Source organism: Hyphomicrobium sp. MC1 (assembly GCF_000253295.1).
Classification (GTDB): domain Bacteria; phylum Pseudomonadota; class Alphaproteobacteria; order Rhizobiales; family Hyphomicrobiaceae; genus Hyphomicrobium_B.
Map to the genome: position 1 here is coordinate 1,074,822 of NC_015717.1, position 16,515 is coordinate 1,091,336.

Below are 16,515 nucleotides of genomic sequence, written 5' to 3' on the forward strand. Positions count from 1 at the left end.
TCCAGTGCAAGGCGTTACTCGCCCGCCATGACGAAGCAATCGACCGCCTGGCGACGCAGTGCGTTGCACGTCGAGGCGGCACGATTGGCGTTGAAGCCGGTGAAGCGGGCCCGGAAGATCTGGTGGCCGTTCTTCATCGCCGGGTTGGTGACCGAGGAAACGCCGGCGAGAAGGCGTCCGGCACGATCCTGGACGTTGCTCAAGGCGCGCTGGGCGTCGTCGATCGAGCTATAGGCGCCGATCTGAACGGCATAGCGACCGCCATTTGCCGTCCGAGCCGTGTCCCGGCGCGGTTCAAACCGATCGTCTGACGCGTCACCTAACGCGCGGGCTTGGGCGCCCAGCGTAGACGGCGGCATGCCACGGATAACCGGCGGGTCGTGCAGTTCGGTCTCTTGCGGCTGCTGACGTCGCTGCGGCCGCGGGGCAAGCGCTGGCGGCGGCGGTTCATAGGCCGCGACGCGCTGCAGAGGGCGAGGTGGCGCGGTTATCGACGAGGTGCTGGAGCTGGCAAGGTTCGCCGGAGCGAATGGGCGAATTGGCGCGACCTGGGCTCCCGTCGCCGGGGAAGCGTTGCCGACGCGCGTGTAGCCGGGCGTTGCCTGGATCGGCGGAACGGCTCGGGCCGGGGCTTCTTCGGGGCCTGTGTCTTCCATGTCGGTCGTGTCGTCGGACGAGGGCGCGCGCGCCTTCGTCGAGATCGGCACCGCACGGACTTTGAAGATACGGACCGGCGTTTCATCGGCGTCGGCCTGGACAGCCGGTTGTGGAGCTTCCGCGCGGGCCGGCGCGCGCTTTATGGGGCGTTGCGCGATCTTCGGCTCGTTTCTTAGACGGGCGAGCAGCAGCGGCTTGCGGGTTTTGTTGCGGGAGGCGCGCGACAGCATCCGCGTCAGCAGGGCGCGCATCTCGGCATTGCGCGTCGCCGCGGTGCGGCCGCCGAAGACAACGCCGACCAAATGTTTCTCGCCGCGATGAAGGGACGTCACGAGGTTGAAGCCGGAAGCGCGCGTGTATCCGGTTTTGATGCCGTCGATGCCTGCGAAGGTGTTCAGCATGGTGTTGTGGTTGCGGTAGGACTTGCCGCCATACGAAAACACCCGGGTGGAAAAGAACGGGTAGTACTGTGGAAAGTCGTCCTGCAGGCGCAGCGCGAGGGTCGCCATGTCGTGTGCTGTGGTAATCTGCTCGTCGTTCGGGAGGCCCGAGGCGTTCTCGTAGTGGGTACCTGACATGCCGAATGCGCGGGCGCGGGCATTCATCAGACGGGCAAAATTGGTTTCGGAGCCGCCGATTTTTTCGGCAAGCGCGACGGCGATGTCGTTTGCGGACTTGGTGACGATCGCCTTGATGGCGTTTTCGACAGTGATCTGATCGCCCGGTTTGAGGTCGAGCTTCGAGGGCGCCTGATCGGCAGCATGCTCGGAGATCGTAATCCTGTCGGCCATACGTAGACGCCCGGTCTGGAGCGTCTCAAATGTCAGATACAGCGTCATCATCTTGGTGAGAGACGCGGGATGACGCGGCGCATCACCGTCTTCATTGTGGAGAACAGCGCCGGTGTTGGCGTCCAGGATAAACGCAGCGTGGCGGTTGTCCCGAGCTTCCGCGCTCGTCAGGCCAACGGCGAAAACGATGAGAAAAGCTGATGCGTACGCAAATACTCGTCGCAACACGACGCTCTATCCCTCTGGCCGCCCTCGAAAAGCGGCAATGACTGACACCCTGTTCGTGGGATTGCCGACCGGTTCCCACTGGCGCCCCACCCACCGATATCGGCAAGAAGAGCATTGTTTTTGGGCACCTTTTTGGCGTCAAAGAGGCTTTCGGCGCTTTCCAGGTGCCAGCGCCACTGTAGGAGCTGAAGGACTTCGTTAGCGTTAAGGAGCAAGGTAAAATTTACCCCTTTGGCTGTCCCATTATTGGGCGCTAAGGTCTTGATTATGGCCCGCGTGACGACGCGTGGGGCGAGACCGGACTGTTGGCCGCCGCGGCTTCTGTGGAAGGGCCAAGAGGGGGGTGTCATGAGGGTGGCGAGCATCTGTTGAAACGACATTGTCCCATGCTTCGAGCCTGTCTGAAGCGCCGCATGGCTCGTTCTATTTTTTGCTCGTCAGCGTGCCTATATTACAGGCTTGATGAACACGGGTGTTTAGCTTGAACATTTGGCGAGAGAGACAGTTGTCCCTGCGGGCATGCGTTTGCAGTGAAAGCGTAACTTTTCTGCCTCCAACGGTTGAAGGTTGCGGGATAGCTTTAGGAGATCCGATGGATTCGGGGTTTGCCCGAGGCACGCGATGAAGAAGGTGGACATCCACTCCCTGGTGCACGCTGCCCGCATGGCAGCGAATGAGCCGCCCGATGGTCCGCGCCGTGATGACGGTGATGGTGACTCCAAGACGGGTATTGTCACGAAGACCCGTCCCAAAACTAAGAAGCCGAACCTATATAAAGTTCTTCTGTTGAACGACGACTTCACTCCGATGGAGTTCGTCGTTCTCGTGCTGCAGCGTTTCTTCAATAAAGGACAGGAAGATGCCACCCGCATCATGCTTCATGTCCACCATAAAGGTGTCGGTATTTGTGGCGTGTATACGTACGAGGTTGCTGAAACCAAGGTGACGCAGGTCATGGACTTCTCGCGGCAGCATGGCCATCCTCTTCAATGCACCATGGAGAAAGAGTAGGACTCGATTGACATCGCTCTCCAAAAATCTTGAAGCCTCGCTGCACCGGGCGGTGCAGTATGCAAACGTCCGTCACCACGAATTTGCGACGCTGGAGCATCTGCTTCTGGCGCTCGTTGACGACCGGGATGCGGCCGCCGTGATGCGTGCCTGCTCGGTTGATCTTGAGCAGCTCAGGGCGCGCCTGATCGAATATCTGGATACGGAACTGAAGCCGATCGTATCCAAGTCGGCCAGGGATGCGCACCCGACGAATTCGTTCCAGCGCGTCGTCCAGCGGGCGATCGTGCATGTGCAGACATCCGGACGCGAAGAGGTGACGGGCGCGAACGTTCTGGTCGGGATTTTCTCGGAACGCGAGAGCCATGCCGCCTACTTCCTGCAGGAGCAGGAAATGACTCGCTTCGATGCGGTGCAGTATATCGCACACGGCATCGCGAAGCGGCCGGGCATGTTCGAGCCGCGGACGGTTCGTGGCGTCGACGAGGAAGTCAATTCGACCGAGAGCGAAGAGAAGAAGCCCGGCGACGCGCTCAACACTTACTGCGTCAACCTCAATAAAAAGGCCCGCGATGGCAAGATCGATCCGCTGATCGGCCGCGAGCAAGAGGTGCTGCGCACGATTCAGGTTCTCTGCCGCCGGCAGAAGAACAACCCGTTGCTGGTTGGCGATCCGGGCGTCGGCAAGACGGCCATTGCTGAAGGCTTGGCGCGCAAGATTGTGCAGGGGCAGGTTCCCGACGTTCTCAAGGGCGCAACGATCTTCTCGCTGGATATGGGCGCGCTGCTTGCCGGCACGCGCTATCGTGGCGACTTCGAAGAGCGGCTTAAGGCCGTGATGAAGGAGGTCGAAGCTTTCCCGGGAGCCGTGCTGTTCATCGACGAGATCCACACCGTTATCGGTGCGGGTGCGACGTCGGGCGGCGCGATGGATGCTTCGAACCTGCTGAAGCCGGCGCTTCAGTCGGGCGCGCTGCGCTGCATCGGCTCGACGACCTACAAGGAGTATCGCCAGCACTTCGAGAAGGATCGCGCTCTCGTCCGTCGATTCCAGAAAATCGACGTCAAGGAGCCGTCCGTCGAGGATGCCATCGAGATCTTGAAGGGTCTGAAGTCGGTCTTCGAGGACTATCACAAGATCAAGTACACGAACGAGGCCATTAAGGCCGCGGTCGAACTGTCGGCGAAGTACATCCACGACCGTAAGCTGCCGGACAAGGCGATCGACGTGATCGACGAAACCGGCGCGTCGCAGATGCTGCTTCCCGAAAGCAAGCGGAAGAAAAAGATCACCACCAAGGAGATCGAAGCGACCGTCGCAACGATGGCGCGCATTCCGCCGAAAACCGTCACGAAGAGCGACGCCGAAGTCATTGCGCACATCGGGCGCGATCTGAAGCGGCTGGTGTTCGGTCAGGACAAGGCGATCGAAGCGCTTTCGAGCGCGATTAAACTGGCCCGTGCCGGTTTGCGCGAGCCCGAGAAGCCGATCGGTTGCTACCTGTTCTCCGGCCCGACCGGCGTCGGCAAGACGGAAGTTGCCAAGCAGCTTGCGAACCTGATGGGCGTCGAGCTGCTACGCTTCGACATGTCGGAATACATGGAGAAGCACACGGTTTCCCGTCTGATCGGCGCTCCTCCGGGCTATGTCGGTTTTGATCAGGGCGGCCTTCTGACTGATGGCATCGATCAGCATCCGCATTGCGTGCTGCTGCTCGATGAGATCGAGAAGGCGCATCCGGACCTGTTCAACATCCTGTTGCAGGTCATGGATCACGGCAAGCTGACGGACCATAACGGTAAGTCGGTCGATTTCCGCAACGTCGTGCTGATTATGACGACGAACGCGGGGGCGTCCGACATGGCCAAGCCGCCGATGGGCTTCAATCGGACGAAGCGCGAAGGCGAGGATACGGAAGCCGTGGCCAAGCTGTTCACGCCCGAGTTCCGTAACCGTCTTGATGCCGTCGTGCCGTTCGCCGGGTTGTCGCCCGAGATCATCGCGCAGGTCGTCGAGAAGTTCATCTTCCAGCTCGAAGCGCAGCTCGCAGATCGCGGCGTTTCGATCGAGCTGTCGGATGAGGCGACGCGCTGGCTTGCGGAGAAGGGTTACGACGAGAAGTTCGGTGCTCGTCCGTTGGCGCGCGTCATCCAGGAGTACATCAAGAAGCCGCTGGCAGAAGAGCTGCTGTTCGGCAAGCTCGAAAACGGTGGCACGGTGAAGGTGCTGGTTGCCGGCAAAGGGCCGGATCGGACGCTGACGTTCGATTTCCTGCCGCTTGATCCTTCGAAGAAGGTGAAGACGCCGGACGACGAAGAAACCGACGAAGACGATGGCCCACAGCCGGTCCTGGCCGACGCGACGCCAAAGAAGGCGCTTCCCGGTCCGAAGGAGAAGGGCGACAAGCCCAACGGATCGGGTGCGGTGCCGAGCGTGCCGCGGAAGAAGAAGGACGAGTAGTTCTTTTTAGATTGAAATTCACAACGCCGGGCTCGAAGCCCGGCGTTTTTGTTGGAGCGTCTCAGTCGACGAGGATCGGCGTTTTTCCGTACGTGGTTGGATCGGCGAGGCTCTTGACCATGAAGTCCGCAACATCAGCGCGGGATATTGCGCCTCGGCGCCAGTCCTTCATGTCATTCAGTACCTTATAGCGCTTCTTGGCTGGCGCATTTGTCAGCAATCCAGGCCGGACGATAGTCCAGTCGAGGTTGCTTTTCTGAACGATATCTTCGGCGATGTCTTTGTCGGAATAAACGCGCTGCAGGAACAGCGGAAACATCACGTAATCATAGAGAGGGTGAATGCGCCCACGACTGTTCCCGGCGCCGATACCGGTCACCATGACAAGGCGGCGAACGCCGGTCTGCTGCATTCTGTCGACCATAACGCGCGTTGCTTCGGAAAAGATCGTTGTGCCAAAGGCAAGCTCGGTTAGCGTTTTGACGCCAAGTGATTGAATGACAGCGTCCACGCCTTGCATCGCGGCACTGACATCTGCGCTCGAGCGCGCATCACCGTTGAGCTTCACGAGTTTAGGGTGGCTGATCGATATGTTCTTTGCCGAGCGCGAGAATGCGCGGACTTCGTGACCAGCAGAGAGTGCGGCTTTCACAGTTTCGTAGCCGATCCCGCTGCTAGCGCCGATAACAAGGACAACGGACATGGCGCACCTCCTTATCGAGTTTAGAAGTGGGCTTCCGAGGGCGTGCCGTGAAGGGGAGCACGCCCGGCTCCTCACTCAGTTAAGTTACGCCAGCGCTGCTTTCAGCTTCTCGGCGTTGGCTGCAAGAATGGCGGCATCTTCCATCTGGCGCGCATGCAACTGAAGGGGTTTGCCCTCGTAGCGCGGCATGATGTGGAAATGCAGGTGAAACACTGTCTGCCCGCCAGCCGGTTCATTGAACTGGGCGATGCTGATGCCGTCGGCGTTGAAGGCGGCTTTGGCGGCGATGGCGACCTTCTGCACCAGCGGGATGATCTTTGCGAGCACAGCCGGATCGGCATCGAGCAGGTTGCGCGACGGCGCTTTCGGCACAACGAGCGTGTGGCCCGACGTCTGGGGCATCACGTCCATGAAGACGATGGCGTCAGCATCCTCGTAGACTTTGTGGCACGGGATTTCGCCGCGCAGGATTTTCGCGAAGATATTGGAATTGTCATAGGACATGGTGTTCGCTCGGCCCGGTATCGCGGCACCCGGCCGGGGCCGCTTCAGGCCTCGTCTTTGCGATAGGGACCCATTTCGGTCAAGTCGGCATTCATCTGGGCGACGGCCTCACGCTCTTGCGTCAGGAAACGCTCGACGGCGCGGCGGAACGATGGATCGGCGATCCAGTGGGCCGAATAGGTTTCGACCGGCAAGTAGCCGCGCGCGAGCTTGTGCTCGCCCTGGGCGCCCGCTTCGACGCGCGGCAGCTTGTTGGCGATGGCATAGTCGATGGCTTGGTAATAGCAGACCTCGAAATGCAGGGCCGGATGGTGCTCCGTGGCGCCCCAGTAGCGGCCGTACAAACAATCGCCGCCGATCATGTTGAGAGCGCCTGCGATGTAGCGCCCGTCACGCTTAGCGAATACGAGGAGGCAGTGTTCGGCCATCGTCTCGCCCAGCAGCGAAAAGAACGTGCGGTTGAGGTAAGGGCGGCCCCATTTGCGATTGCCGGTGTCCATGTAAAACGTGAACATCGCGTCCCAATGGTCTTCGGTGATGTCTTTGCCGGAGATCTGCTCGATCTCGATACCGGGTGCGAGGGCGGCCTGCCGTTCCTTTTTGACGGCCTTGCGTTTGCGCGAGGCGAGCGACGCCAGAAAATCATCGAATGATGCGTAGCCGTCGTTCTGCCAATGGAACTGCTGGCCGACGCGCGTCAGGAAGCCGAACTCTTTCAAACGTTCGGCCGTTTCGGCATTCAGGAAGGTCAGGTGTACGGATGACAGTCCGCCCTGGCGCGCGACTTCAATTGCGGCGGCTGCCAGCACCTGTTCGTCGGCGCGCGCTTTCTCGCCCGGTTTGACGAGGAGGCGTGGGCCGGGAACAGGCGTGAACGGGATGGCAATCTGAAGCTTTGGATAGTAGCGCCCGCCTGCGCGCTCATAAGCATCGGCCCAGCCGTGATCGAAAACGTATTCGCCCTGACTGTGGGATTTGACGTAGGCGGGGGCAACGGCAGCGATGTTTCCATCATCGTCATTGATGACGAGGTGGCGCGGCAGCCAGCCGGTCTGCCGGCCAACAGTATGCGAATCCTCCAATGCCTTCAGGAAGGCGTGGCTGACGAACGGATTGAAAGTCGCCGGATCGGGATTGGCGCATGCGTCCCACTGCGCGGCATCGAGTGTCGCGATCGAAGGAACGAGATTGACGGCGGTGTCGGAAAATATAGGCATTCGGTCGTTTGTCGCGCCTGCGCAAAGTCTATGCAACGCCTTGATATAGGATCAAAGCGATTACACGGCAGGGCTGTCACGCGCGGCGCGGGAGGCACGCAGTGTCGCGGGCTGCGGCTACTCGGGCCGGAAGCCTTCGAAGATCATGGCATCTGCCCATGTTTCGGCGATGCGGCGCTGTTTGGCGGTACGGACCGTCCAGGTGAAAACGGGAAGACCTAACGTCCGGCGCACGAATTCGGTGACGGGCGTCGGCAGCGCATCGACTTCGTAGGCGTAGAAATCAGGTGCGACGGCGCCCGATTCGAGCAGATCGCGAAGGTCTTTGGCGCGGGCCTTACCGATCTTGCGCGGCCACCAGCCCGGTCCTTCATAGCTGCCGGAGACCATACCGCGCAGGATCTCAGGGGCGGCTGTCCTTATCGCGACCATAACGGCGGGGTCGAATGACATCAACGCGATGGGGCCTGGGTACGCAGCGACTGCCGCTGCGATATTGGCGATGAACGTTTTGTTCGGCGGCTCCCACTCGCTTTTGATCTCGATCAGAAGTGGCACGCGTCCGGCGACCAGATCGAGCAGTGCGGGGAGCGTGAGAATGGGCGTGTCGCTGTCGCGGTGGCGCAGTGTTTTGAGGTCGCTTTCCTTCAGGTCAGCGACGAGGCCGCGGCCACCGACGAGCCTTTGCAATGTCTCGTCATGAAAAACGACCGGAACGCCACGTTTGATCGGACGGATATCGCATTCGATGCCGTAACCGGCCGCAATGGCCGCTTCGAATGCGGGGCCGGTGTTTTCGATGATGCCGCGTTTGCTGTCGTGCAGCCCACGGTGCGCGACGGGCCGGAAAAACGCGGCATGATTGGCCATGACGTCAGCGCACCTTGAAGATAGCGTCGATCTCGACGCAGGCGTTCAACGGCAGGCTCGCGACGCCAACGGCGGAACGGGTGTGGCGGCCTGCATCGCCCAGGGCGGCGACCATCAAGTCGGATGCGCCGTTGATGACTTTCGGCTGGTCGTAGAAGTTCGGTGCGGAGGCGACGAAGCCCGTGAGTCGCAGGACCTGCACGATGCGGCCGAGATCGCCGAGGGCTGCCTTGGCTTGCGCCAGCAGGTTGAGTGCGCAGTGGTGAGCGGCTTCCTGGCCTTCCTCGATCAAGACACCGGCGCCGAGCGTTCCCGTGAGAATGCGGCCGGCGCCGTCCTTGGCGACCTGACCTGAAATGAAGAGTTGATCGCCCGAAAGAAGAAACGGCACGTAGTTGGCAACGGGTTGCGGAGCCTCGGGGAGTTTTAAGCCCAATTCGGCCAGCCGCTGTTCGATGGAGGTCATTGAAAGATTACTCGATGTTTAGGTTGTTCAGTAGCTTGTGGCCGTCGCAACGCCCTTTTGTAAATGCTTTATCTGCCATCTTGTTTGCGGTACCTATAGCCTTTTCCGCCCGGAGAGCGAGCTAAGTTCGATGACGACGCGTTTTGGCTACGCTTTGGTAGCGCTTTCGACCCTGGTAGCGGGCCTTGCATCGGGAATGGCGAGCCATTCTGCGGCAGCTGCAGAGCTTGTGCCGTTTTCGCCGCATCGCGCCGTATACGATCTGTCTTTGGGCGATGCTTCGGCGGGCTCGGGCGTGACCGGAATCGTCGGCCGGATGGTTTATGAGCTGAAGGGCTCGCCGTGCGAGGGTTATACGCAGAACATGCGCTTCGTCACTGTGATGACGAACCAGGATGGCGTCGAGACGGTTAGCGATCTTAGAAATTCGAGCTGGGAAGAGGCGGACGCCAAGAAGCTCCGTTTTTCATCGACGCAATATCAGAACGATGAGCTAGCGGATTCGAGCCAAGGCGATGCGCTAAGGACGAAGGGCGCGACGCCAGTCGTCGGCGTCGATCTCGTGAAGCCCGCCAAGAAGCGGTTGTCGCTGCCGACCGACATTTATTTCCCGATGCAGCACGCTTCAACCTTGGTTCAAGCCGCCAAGAGCGGTGTCAAGATGTTCACCGCCAATCTCTACGACGGTTCGGAGAAGGGCGAGAAATACTACCTAACCAATACGATCATCGGCAAAAAATTCGGGACTGGTCCGGATGCGTCTGTCGGCACGTTCAAGGGTGCCGATCAGCTGGCGAAGGTCGAATCCTGGCCGATGACGATCAGCTATTTCGACGCCGGCAAAGAGCACGAAGATCAGACGCCCGCTTACGAGCTGTCGTTCCGCTATTTCGAGAATGGCGTCACGAGCGATCTCAAGATCGATTACGGTGAGTTTTCGATCAGGGGCGATCTCAAGGAGCTGACGTTCCTTGAACCCGGTAAGTGCCCCGCCACGGCGGCGCCGACGAAATAAATTTACTTCAGTCGTCGATCGGGCCGGCGAGTAGCTGATGGGCCGGCGCAATCAGCGCCGGGTCAATCCCGTTCTCCTGGCAAAATGCCAGAAGAAGCCCTTCATCGGACAATAGAAACTCGAGCGTCGCCAGCTGCATCTCGCGCGAAGAGGCGATGTTGCGAAGGTCTTGCGGGTCGCTTCCGGTCAGCGCCAGAAAGCGCGAAATCTGCTTGGGGTCGGCGAGCACGTACGTCAGTATCTGCAACGCGAGTGCTTCTGCCCGTTCCTCGGTCAATCGCGCGGGCTTCGATCGGAACATATGGTTACCTAATCGTCGAGGTGTCGTTAACTGTTGGTTACCGCTTTCAGGGGCAAAGTCGAGCGCCAATTCAACGGAGAATCGGTGCACAACGGCCGCAAGGAGCCTAGGCGGTTGCTATGACGTATCAGGAAACGGGAATGAGCGTCGAGCGTCGTTCGCCCGAGCCGCTGCTCGGTGCGCAATCTGTCCTGATCGTTGAAGACAACGAGCTCAATATGAAGCTCTTCAACGATCTCCTTGTTGCGCACGGTTATCAGACAATTCAGACGCGCAACGGCTTCGAGGCTCTCGAACTCGCGCGCAAGCATCGTCCCGATCTCATCTTGATGGACATTCAGCTGCCGGAGGTATCCGGGCTAGAGGTCACGCGCTGGCTAAAGGACGACGATACGCTTTGCCAAATTCCCATCGTCGCGGTCACGGCCTTTGCGATGAAAGGCGATGAAGAACGCATCCGTTCAGGCGGTTGCGAAGCGTACATCTCGAAACCGATCTCCGTCACGTCTTTCCTCGAAACCGTCCGGAAGTTCATCGGTGCATCGAAGGCCTAGTATTCTTCAAAGATTTTTCAGCTCATGACCGCGCGCGTTCTCGTCGTCGACGATATTCTGGCAAACGTGAAGCTTCTCGAAGCGAGGCTTCAGGCGGAATATTTCGAAGTTCTCACGGCGAACAGCGGGCAGCAGGCGCTCGATATCCTTGAGCATGAGAGCGTCGACGTCGTGCTTCTCGACGTCATGATGCCCGGCATGGACGGCTTCGAAACGTGCCGCCGCATTAAAGGTAGTCATCTCACGCACCACATTCCCGTCGTCATGGTCACCGCCCTCGATCAGCCGTCCGACAAGGTTCTCGGGCTGGAGAGCGGTGCGGATGATTTCCTCACCAAGCCGGTCGACGACATCGCGCTCGTGACGCGTGTGCGGAACCTTGCACGCCTCAAAATGCTCAACGACGAAATGATGATGCGCGCGTCGACGGGCCGAACCATGGGCATTCCCGACGACGGCTCCCTCGCGCGGGCTCTGTCGGCGAGGACAGGGCGTGTTCTGCTGGTCGACGATCATGAGCGGTCGGCGACGCGTTTGCTTGAAGTGCTGTCGCGCGCGAACGACGCGCATCTCGAACGGGATGCGCAGACGGCGCTCGTTCGGCTCGCCGAGGGCGGATTTGATCTGCTCATCGTCAGTCTTTCATTGAGCGGCTCGGACGGCTTGCGGCTTTGCTCGCAGGTCAGATCGCTCGAACGGACGCGGCATCTACCGGTTATCATGCTGGTCGAACCCGGCGATGAAGCACGATTGCTGCGCGGCCTCGATATGGGCGTCAACGACTACCTGATGCGGCCGATCGATCGCCATGAACTGCTGGCGCGTGTCAAAACCCAGATCAAGCGGAAGCGGCATTCGGATTTTCTTCGCCATCGGCTCGCGGAAAGCGTCGAGCTGTCGATTACGGATTCGCTGACCGGGCTACATAACCGTCGCTACATGGAAGGCCATTTGCGGACGCTTGTTTCGGAAGCGGCCCGGACCGGGCGCAGCCTGTCGATGCTGGTCGCCGACATCGATCACTTCAAGAACGTCAACGATACCTACGGGCACGATGTCGGTGATGAAGTGCTGAGGGAGTTTTCCGTGCGCTTGCGGCGCAATACGCGCGGGATCGATCTTGCCTGCCGGTTCGGCGGCGAGGAGTTCGTGATCATTATGCCGGACACTGATCTAACGCACGCTTATCAGGTCGGCGAGCGCCTGCGCGCATGCGTTGCCTCCGATGAATTCCGGATCGGTGATGGTCAGAATATCCGGGTGACGGCGAGCGTAGGGATCGGCACGTTGGAGACGGCAGACGACACGCCGGAGACGATGTTCAAGCGGGCGGATAGCGCCCTCTACATCGCCAAAAGACGCGGCCGGAACCGCGTTGTCGTCGACGCCGCGTAAATGAGACTTTAGCCGAAAGTCACGTTGCTTGCGGGCAAGCCGCAATTTGAGAACAACGCAACCGTCACGCAGATGTCAGAAAATAGCTATGCTTTTCTGTCAGTTAGTTGTGAACGCCATACAGCCAAGCTTGCGTGAATCGTAGCGCCAGCGACACAGTAAAGCAGTTGTTGCTTTCCGCGTCGTAATCTGGCACCAATCTACGCGTCTAAGTGGGGATAAATAGGAATTCTTGCGATTTTGACGTCGGCCTTGCGTGCACTCGCTGTGAGGTGACGCCTATAAAATCCCGCGCTATCGGGCCCGCCGCAAAGCCTGGTAGAGTGGGTATGATCGAACCAAGCGACCACACGAGTGGCCTCCTCGAACGGTTGCGGAGGATCGATCGCGAAGCTGGGTGGGGAACAACGCCCTCTTTGAACCTCGCCCGGTCGTGGCCAGGGTTGCGAAGCTGTCTCGGAACGATTTACCCCGCTGCCGAGTTTGCTTTAAGCCCTGGCCACATCATCAGCCAGAGCTTCCTCAACGCGATTGATATCCGTCAAGTTCAGCCGTAATCGGCTGAGCAGCAGCGCGGTTTATTTAATTTTTGTTTCTTTGAATTCCACGTGCTTACGCGCAACGGGGTCGTACTTCTTGAAAACAAGCTTTTCGGTTGCCGTGCGCGGATTTTTCTTCGTGACGTAGAAGAAACCGGTTCCGGCGGACGACAACAATTTGATTTTCTGCGTAACTGGCTTTGCCATGGATAGTGGCCTTAAGTGAAAAATGCCAAGAAACCTTGGCCAGGGAGCGCGCAACATACGCGTCAACTTTGCCGTGTCAAGGCATCGGAGGTGCGACTTTACACGATATCAGGTCGCGGTGGAAGGATGAGCCTGCGGAATAATAGAAAGGCAGGAGTTCGGCGCTGTTGCGAAATACCGGCGCGGCTTCGAGAAGTTCGGCCACATCATTAAGCACAAGCCGCGTAATGTTTGGCAAATCGAGCGCCGCGGCTTCCGTTAGCGTAAACCATCCAAGATCCAGCAGCTCGTCGTCCGTCGCAGAGCGATCGGCAGAGACCGCTTCGGAAACTGCAAGGAAGAACCAAGTATCGTAACGGCGAACGCGGCCCGGCGGCGTTATCGCGCGCGCGAACGGAATGAGGTTCGCGGGAGCTGGTGCCTGCCCTGATGCGGCAAACGTCTGCCAGGCAGGCAATGTCTCGGGCAGTGCACCTTCTTTGCCGATCAGCAGCCCTGTCTCCTCGAAAAGCTCGCGGATGCCTGCAAGCGCAAATGGTTTGATCTCGTCGGCCAGATCGGCAGGCGAGAATTGTCCTGCGAACTGCTTTGCGAAGTGGCGATCTTCGTCTTCGACGCGACCGCCGGGGAAGACCCATTTGTTGGGCAGGAAGACTTGATTGGAATGACGGCGTCCCATCAGCAGTTTGGGTTCGGCGTTGCTGAGGTCGGCGACGAGCAGGCACGCGGCGTCGCGAACGGGAACATCGGACGTAGGATTGTCGAGTGGCTCCGCGGACATGGACGGCTCGTTACCGCGTGTCCGTCTCGGCCGGAGCTGGCGGCCATTTCTCAGGCTCGTCGAGGCTCGGATCGCCGAAGCCATGCATGCGAAGCGCCCACTGATATCCGATCAACGCACCTTTGACGCGCGGCAGCAGCCAGAGGCTCAAGATCACCAGCGCCGGCATCCAGATCGAAAGCTGCACCCAGGTTGGCGGCGAATAGAGCTGTTCGGTGATGAGAATGCCAGCGACGATGACGTGTGCGGTGATCGTCATGACGAAATAAGGAGGAGCGTCGTCGGCGCGCTGATGGAAAAACTCCGTGCCGCAATCGGAGCAGATGTCGTTGACTTTGAGATATTTGCCGTAGATCCGTCCGGTGCCACAGCATGGGCAGCGCTGTCGCCAGCCGCGCCCCATCGCTTGCCAGAGATTACGATCCGTCTGGGCGTCAGCGTCGATAATCTTGTCGGCTGGGTTGGCCATGGCTAGGTGATGGGGTTTTCCGTTTCCGAGGTCAAGGTGGGCCTCCTGTCCTGCGGCGTTAGCGTCGTTGCCCGCGGAACTTTCCGAATTTTCGTTTGCCACCTGTGTTGCGCCGCAAGGTCTTTCCCGAGCCGAAGTTGCCGGGCGAGGGCTCCGTCAGCATTTCGAAACGCAATGCGCCTGCCGAGGGAATTGCCTCAAGCAAGCGGACTTCAACAGTATCACCAAGGCGATAGCCTTCGCCGGAGCGCGCGCCGATCAATGCGTGGGCGGCTTCGACGTGGTGATAGTAGTCGTTTCCGAGGCTTCCAATCGGAATGTAGCCGTCGGCGCCGGTGTCCTTCAGGCGCACGAATAGACCAGAACGCGTTACGCCAGCGATGCGCGCCGTGAACGTCACTCCGATGCGATCGGCCAGGTGAGCGGCGATCAGACGGTCGGTCGTCTCGCGCTCGGCGGACATGGCGCGGCGCTCGGTATCTGAGATGGCCTTGGCGACGCTCGCGAGACGCGGAATTTCATCGTCGGTCAATCCGTCGGGGCCGAGGCTCAATGCGCGGATCAGCGCGCGATGGACGATCAAGTCGGCGTAGCGGCGGATCGGCGACGTGAAGTGTGCATAGCGCACGAGGTTCAGGCCGAAGTGGCCGATGTTCTTCGGATTGTATTCGGCTTGCGATTGCGAGCGCAGGATCACTTCGCTGATGAGATCCGGTACGGGAAGGTCTTTCGCCTGCTCAAGCACGCGATTGAAGGCTTCCGGCTTTAGCGCGCCCGCGTGAGGAATTTTCATATCGAGCGTTTCGAGGAAGTCGCGCAGGCCTTTGAGCTTCTCGGGGCTCGGTTGATCGTGAACGCGATAGACAAGCGGCAGGCGCTTTTCTTCGAGCGTCTCGGCGGCAGCGACGTTCGCCTGGATCATGAACTCTTCGATCAGGCGATGGGCTTCGAGTCGTTCCGGTGTGACGACGCGCGCAACCTTGCCTTCCTCGTCGAGCACGATACGGCGCTCGGGCAGATCGAGGTCGAGCGGGCCGCGGTTGTCGCGGGCTTTCGCGACGGCGCGATAGGCTGCCCACAGCGGGAGCAGCGCGCGCTCCATCAGCGGCTGGCATTTGTCGGAGGGTTTGCCATCGATGGCGGCCTGCGCTTCCTGGTAGGAGAGCTTCGCGGCCGACTTCATCATGGCGCGAAGGAACGTGTGCTTTCGCTTCTCGCCATGCTTGTCGAAGATCATGCGAACGGCGAGGCAGGGGCGTTCCTCAAGCTCACGCAGCGAGCAGAGGTCGTTTGAAATCTTCTCTGGTAGCATCGGCACGACGCGATCAGGGAAGTAGACCGAGTTGCCGCGCAGTTGCGCCTCGCGGTCGAGCTTCGAGCCCGGACGAATGTAGTGGGCAACGTCGGCGATGGCGACGGTGACGATGAAGCCACCGGAATTTTTCGGATCGGTGTCGGGCTCGGCGTGCACCGCGTCGTCATGGTCGCGGGCGTCGATGGGGTCGATCGTCAACAGCGGGACGTTTCGGAGGTCCGTGCGGCCATCCATCGTCGGAGGCGGGAGCGTCTCGCACTCTTGCAGGACGGATTCAGGAAAGTCCTCTGGGATGCCGTGGGCGTGAATGGCGATGAGCGAAATCTTGCGCTGATCGTCGGGATTGCCCAGGCTTTCGACGATTTCGGCGCGCGGCGTCGCAAAGCGGCCACGTCGGTTGAGTTGGAAGCGCACGAGGTCGCCGTCTTCCGCGCTGCCCGTATCGTCGGGCAGGATCGGCCAGCTCTTCAATTCCTTGCGGTCGATCGGTTCGATGGTGCCGCCGCCGCGCTTCGACGCGCGGAAGATGCCGAGCAGCCGGCGCTTCTCGCGTGGCAGCTTCTTGATCGGCGTCGCTTCGTAAGACGCCTGCCCGCTGCCGCGGGGCAACTTTTGCAGGCGCGCAAGAATGTGATCGCCGATGCCGATCTCAGCGTCGCGTCCATCGCGGGTCGCGACAACGCGAACGACTGGGCGCTTGCCGTCGGACTCTTCCCACTGAAGAGGTTTAGCAAGAAGGTCGCCGTCGTCATCGCGGCCGGTGACTTCAAGCGTCGTGACGGGCGGCAGCTTGCCCTTTTCGCGCAAGTGCTTCTTGTCGCCTGAGAGGGCGCCTTCTTCCGTCATTTCGGCGAGCAGGCGCTTCAACGCAATCTTCGCGCCGCCTGATACACCGAAGGCGCGAGCGATCTCGCGCTTGCCGGCTTTGCCCGGAGCGGAATTCAGGAATTCGAGAATCTGCTCCTTGCTCGGCAGACCGCCATCGGCCGGGGCTCGCGCCGGGCTCGATTTGCGGGCCACCTTTGCGCCTC

16 protein-coding genes are annotated in these 16,515 nt (G+C 60.1%); 5 read left to right on the plus strand and 11 right to left on the minus strand.

Annotation, left to right across the window (positions count from 1 at the left end; all coding sequences use genetic code 11):
* Positions 1–14: 14 nt before the first annotated feature.
* Positions 15–1,676 carry a D-alanyl-D-alanine carboxypeptidase gene (locus tag HYPMC_RS05105; protein ID WP_013946747.1) on the minus strand — a complete coding sequence of 554 codons (1,662 nt, stop codon included), beginning with the start codon at positions 1,674–1,676 and terminating at the stop codon, positions 15–17.
* A gap of 663 nt (positions 1,677–2,339) precedes the next feature.
* On the opposite strand from HYPMC_RS05105, the gene clpS reads away from it, so the two are divergent.
* On the plus strand, positions 2,340–2,687 hold the full coding sequence (gene clpS / locus HYPMC_RS05110; protein WP_029670871.1) for an ATP-dependent Clp protease adapter ClpS: 348 nt from the start codon (positions 2,340–2,342) through the stop codon (positions 2,685–2,687).
* A 7-nt stretch (positions 2,688–2,694) separates the two neighbouring features.
* A complete protein-coding gene (gene clpA, locus HYPMC_RS05115; protein ID WP_013946750.1) occupies positions 2,695–5,148 on the plus strand; it encodes an ATP-dependent Clp protease ATP-binding subunit ClpA in 2,454 nt (817 codons plus the stop codon).
* A gap of 61 nt (positions 5,149–5,209) precedes the next feature.
* Here clpA and HYPMC_RS05120 read toward each other — a convergent pair whose 3' ends face one another.
* From HYPMC_RS05120 to HYPMC_RS05140, 5 genes are all read right to left on the minus strand, one after another.
* Positions 5,210–5,851 (minus strand): NAD(P)-dependent oxidoreductase, encoded by a 642-nt coding sequence (locus HYPMC_RS05120; RefSeq protein WP_013946751.1) that lies wholly within the window; start codon positions 5,849–5,851, stop codon positions 5,210–5,212.
* Positions 5,852–5,935: 84 nt separating this feature from the next.
* Positions 5,936–6,355 (minus strand): HIT family protein, encoded by a 420-nt coding sequence (locus tag HYPMC_RS05125; RefSeq protein WP_013946752.1) that lies wholly within the window; start codon positions 6,353–6,355, stop codon positions 5,936–5,938.
* 44 nt (positions 6,356–6,399) lie between these two features.
* A complete protein-coding gene (locus tag HYPMC_RS05130; protein WP_013946753.1) occupies positions 6,400–7,572 on the minus strand; it encodes a GNAT family N-acetyltransferase in 1,173 nt (390 codons plus the stop codon).
* Between the two features lie 117 nt (positions 7,573–7,689).
* A complete protein-coding gene (locus tag HYPMC_RS05135; protein ID WP_013946754.1) occupies positions 7,690–8,442 on the minus strand; it encodes a glycerophosphodiester phosphodiesterase family protein in 753 nt (250 codons plus the stop codon).
* A gap of 4 nt (positions 8,443–8,446) precedes the next feature.
* Positions 8,447–8,908, minus strand: a complete 462-nt coding sequence (locus HYPMC_RS05140) for a RidA family protein (protein ID WP_013946755.1) — start codon at positions 8,906–8,908, stop codon at positions 8,447–8,449.
* Between the two features lie 130 nt (positions 8,909–9,038).
* Between HYPMC_RS05140 and HYPMC_RS05145 the strand changes: the two genes are divergently transcribed.
* Positions 9,039–9,923: a cell envelope integrity EipB family protein gene (locus tag HYPMC_RS05145; protein WP_013946756.1), complete on the plus strand. Its 885-nt coding sequence runs from the start codon at positions 9,039–9,041 to the stop codon at positions 9,921–9,923.
* 7 nt (positions 9,924–9,930) lie between these two features.
* Here HYPMC_RS05145 and HYPMC_RS05150 read toward each other — a convergent pair whose 3' ends face one another.
* A complete protein-coding gene (locus tag HYPMC_RS05150) occupies positions 9,931–10,293 on the minus strand; it encodes a DUF3572 domain-containing protein (protein WP_244420982.1) in 363 nt (120 codons plus the stop codon).
* A 50-nt stretch (positions 10,294–10,343) separates the two neighbouring features.
* On the opposite strand from HYPMC_RS05150, the gene HYPMC_RS05155 reads away from it, so the two are divergent.
* Together HYPMC_RS05155 and HYPMC_RS05160 are read left to right on the plus strand one after the other, a co-directional pair.
* Complete coding sequence (locus HYPMC_RS05155) at positions 10,344–10,778, plus strand: response regulator (RefSeq protein WP_013946758.1); 435 nt, start codon at positions 10,344–10,346, stop codon at positions 10,776–10,778.
* Between the two features lie 24 nt (positions 10,779–10,802).
* A complete protein-coding gene (locus HYPMC_RS05160; RefSeq protein ID WP_013946759.1) occupies positions 10,803–12,173 on the plus strand; it encodes a PleD family two-component system response regulator in 1,371 nt (456 codons plus the stop codon).
* Between the two features lie 578 nt (positions 12,174–12,751).
* Here HYPMC_RS05160 and rpmG read toward each other — a convergent pair.
* The 4 genes from rpmG to rnr all read right to left on the minus strand — a co-directional run bounded on the left by rpmG (position 12,752) and on the right by rnr (position 16,504).
* A complete protein-coding gene (rpmG, locus tag HYPMC_RS05165; RefSeq protein WP_013946760.1) occupies positions 12,752–12,919 on the minus strand; it encodes a 50S ribosomal protein L33 in 168 nt (55 codons plus the stop codon).
* A 76-nt stretch (positions 12,920–12,995) separates the two neighbouring features.
* Positions 12,996–13,700, minus strand: a complete 705-nt coding sequence (locus tag HYPMC_RS05170) for an NUDIX hydrolase (RefSeq protein ID WP_013946761.1) — start codon at positions 13,698–13,700, stop codon at positions 12,996–12,998.
* Positions 13,701–13,710: 10 nt separating this feature from the next.
* Positions 13,711–14,271 carry a DUF983 domain-containing protein gene (locus tag HYPMC_RS05175; protein WP_348623178.1) on the minus strand — a complete coding sequence of 187 codons (561 nt, stop codon included), beginning with the start codon at positions 14,269–14,271 and terminating at the stop codon, positions 13,711–13,713.
* On the minus strand, positions 14,228–16,504 hold the full coding sequence (gene rnr, locus HYPMC_RS05180) for a ribonuclease R (protein ID WP_013946763.1): 2,277 nt from the start codon (positions 16,502–16,504) through the stop codon (positions 14,228–14,230). The genes HYPMC_RS05175 and rnr overlap by 44 nt, the downstream gene beginning before the upstream one ends.
* Positions 16,505–16,515 lie beyond the last annotated feature (11 nt).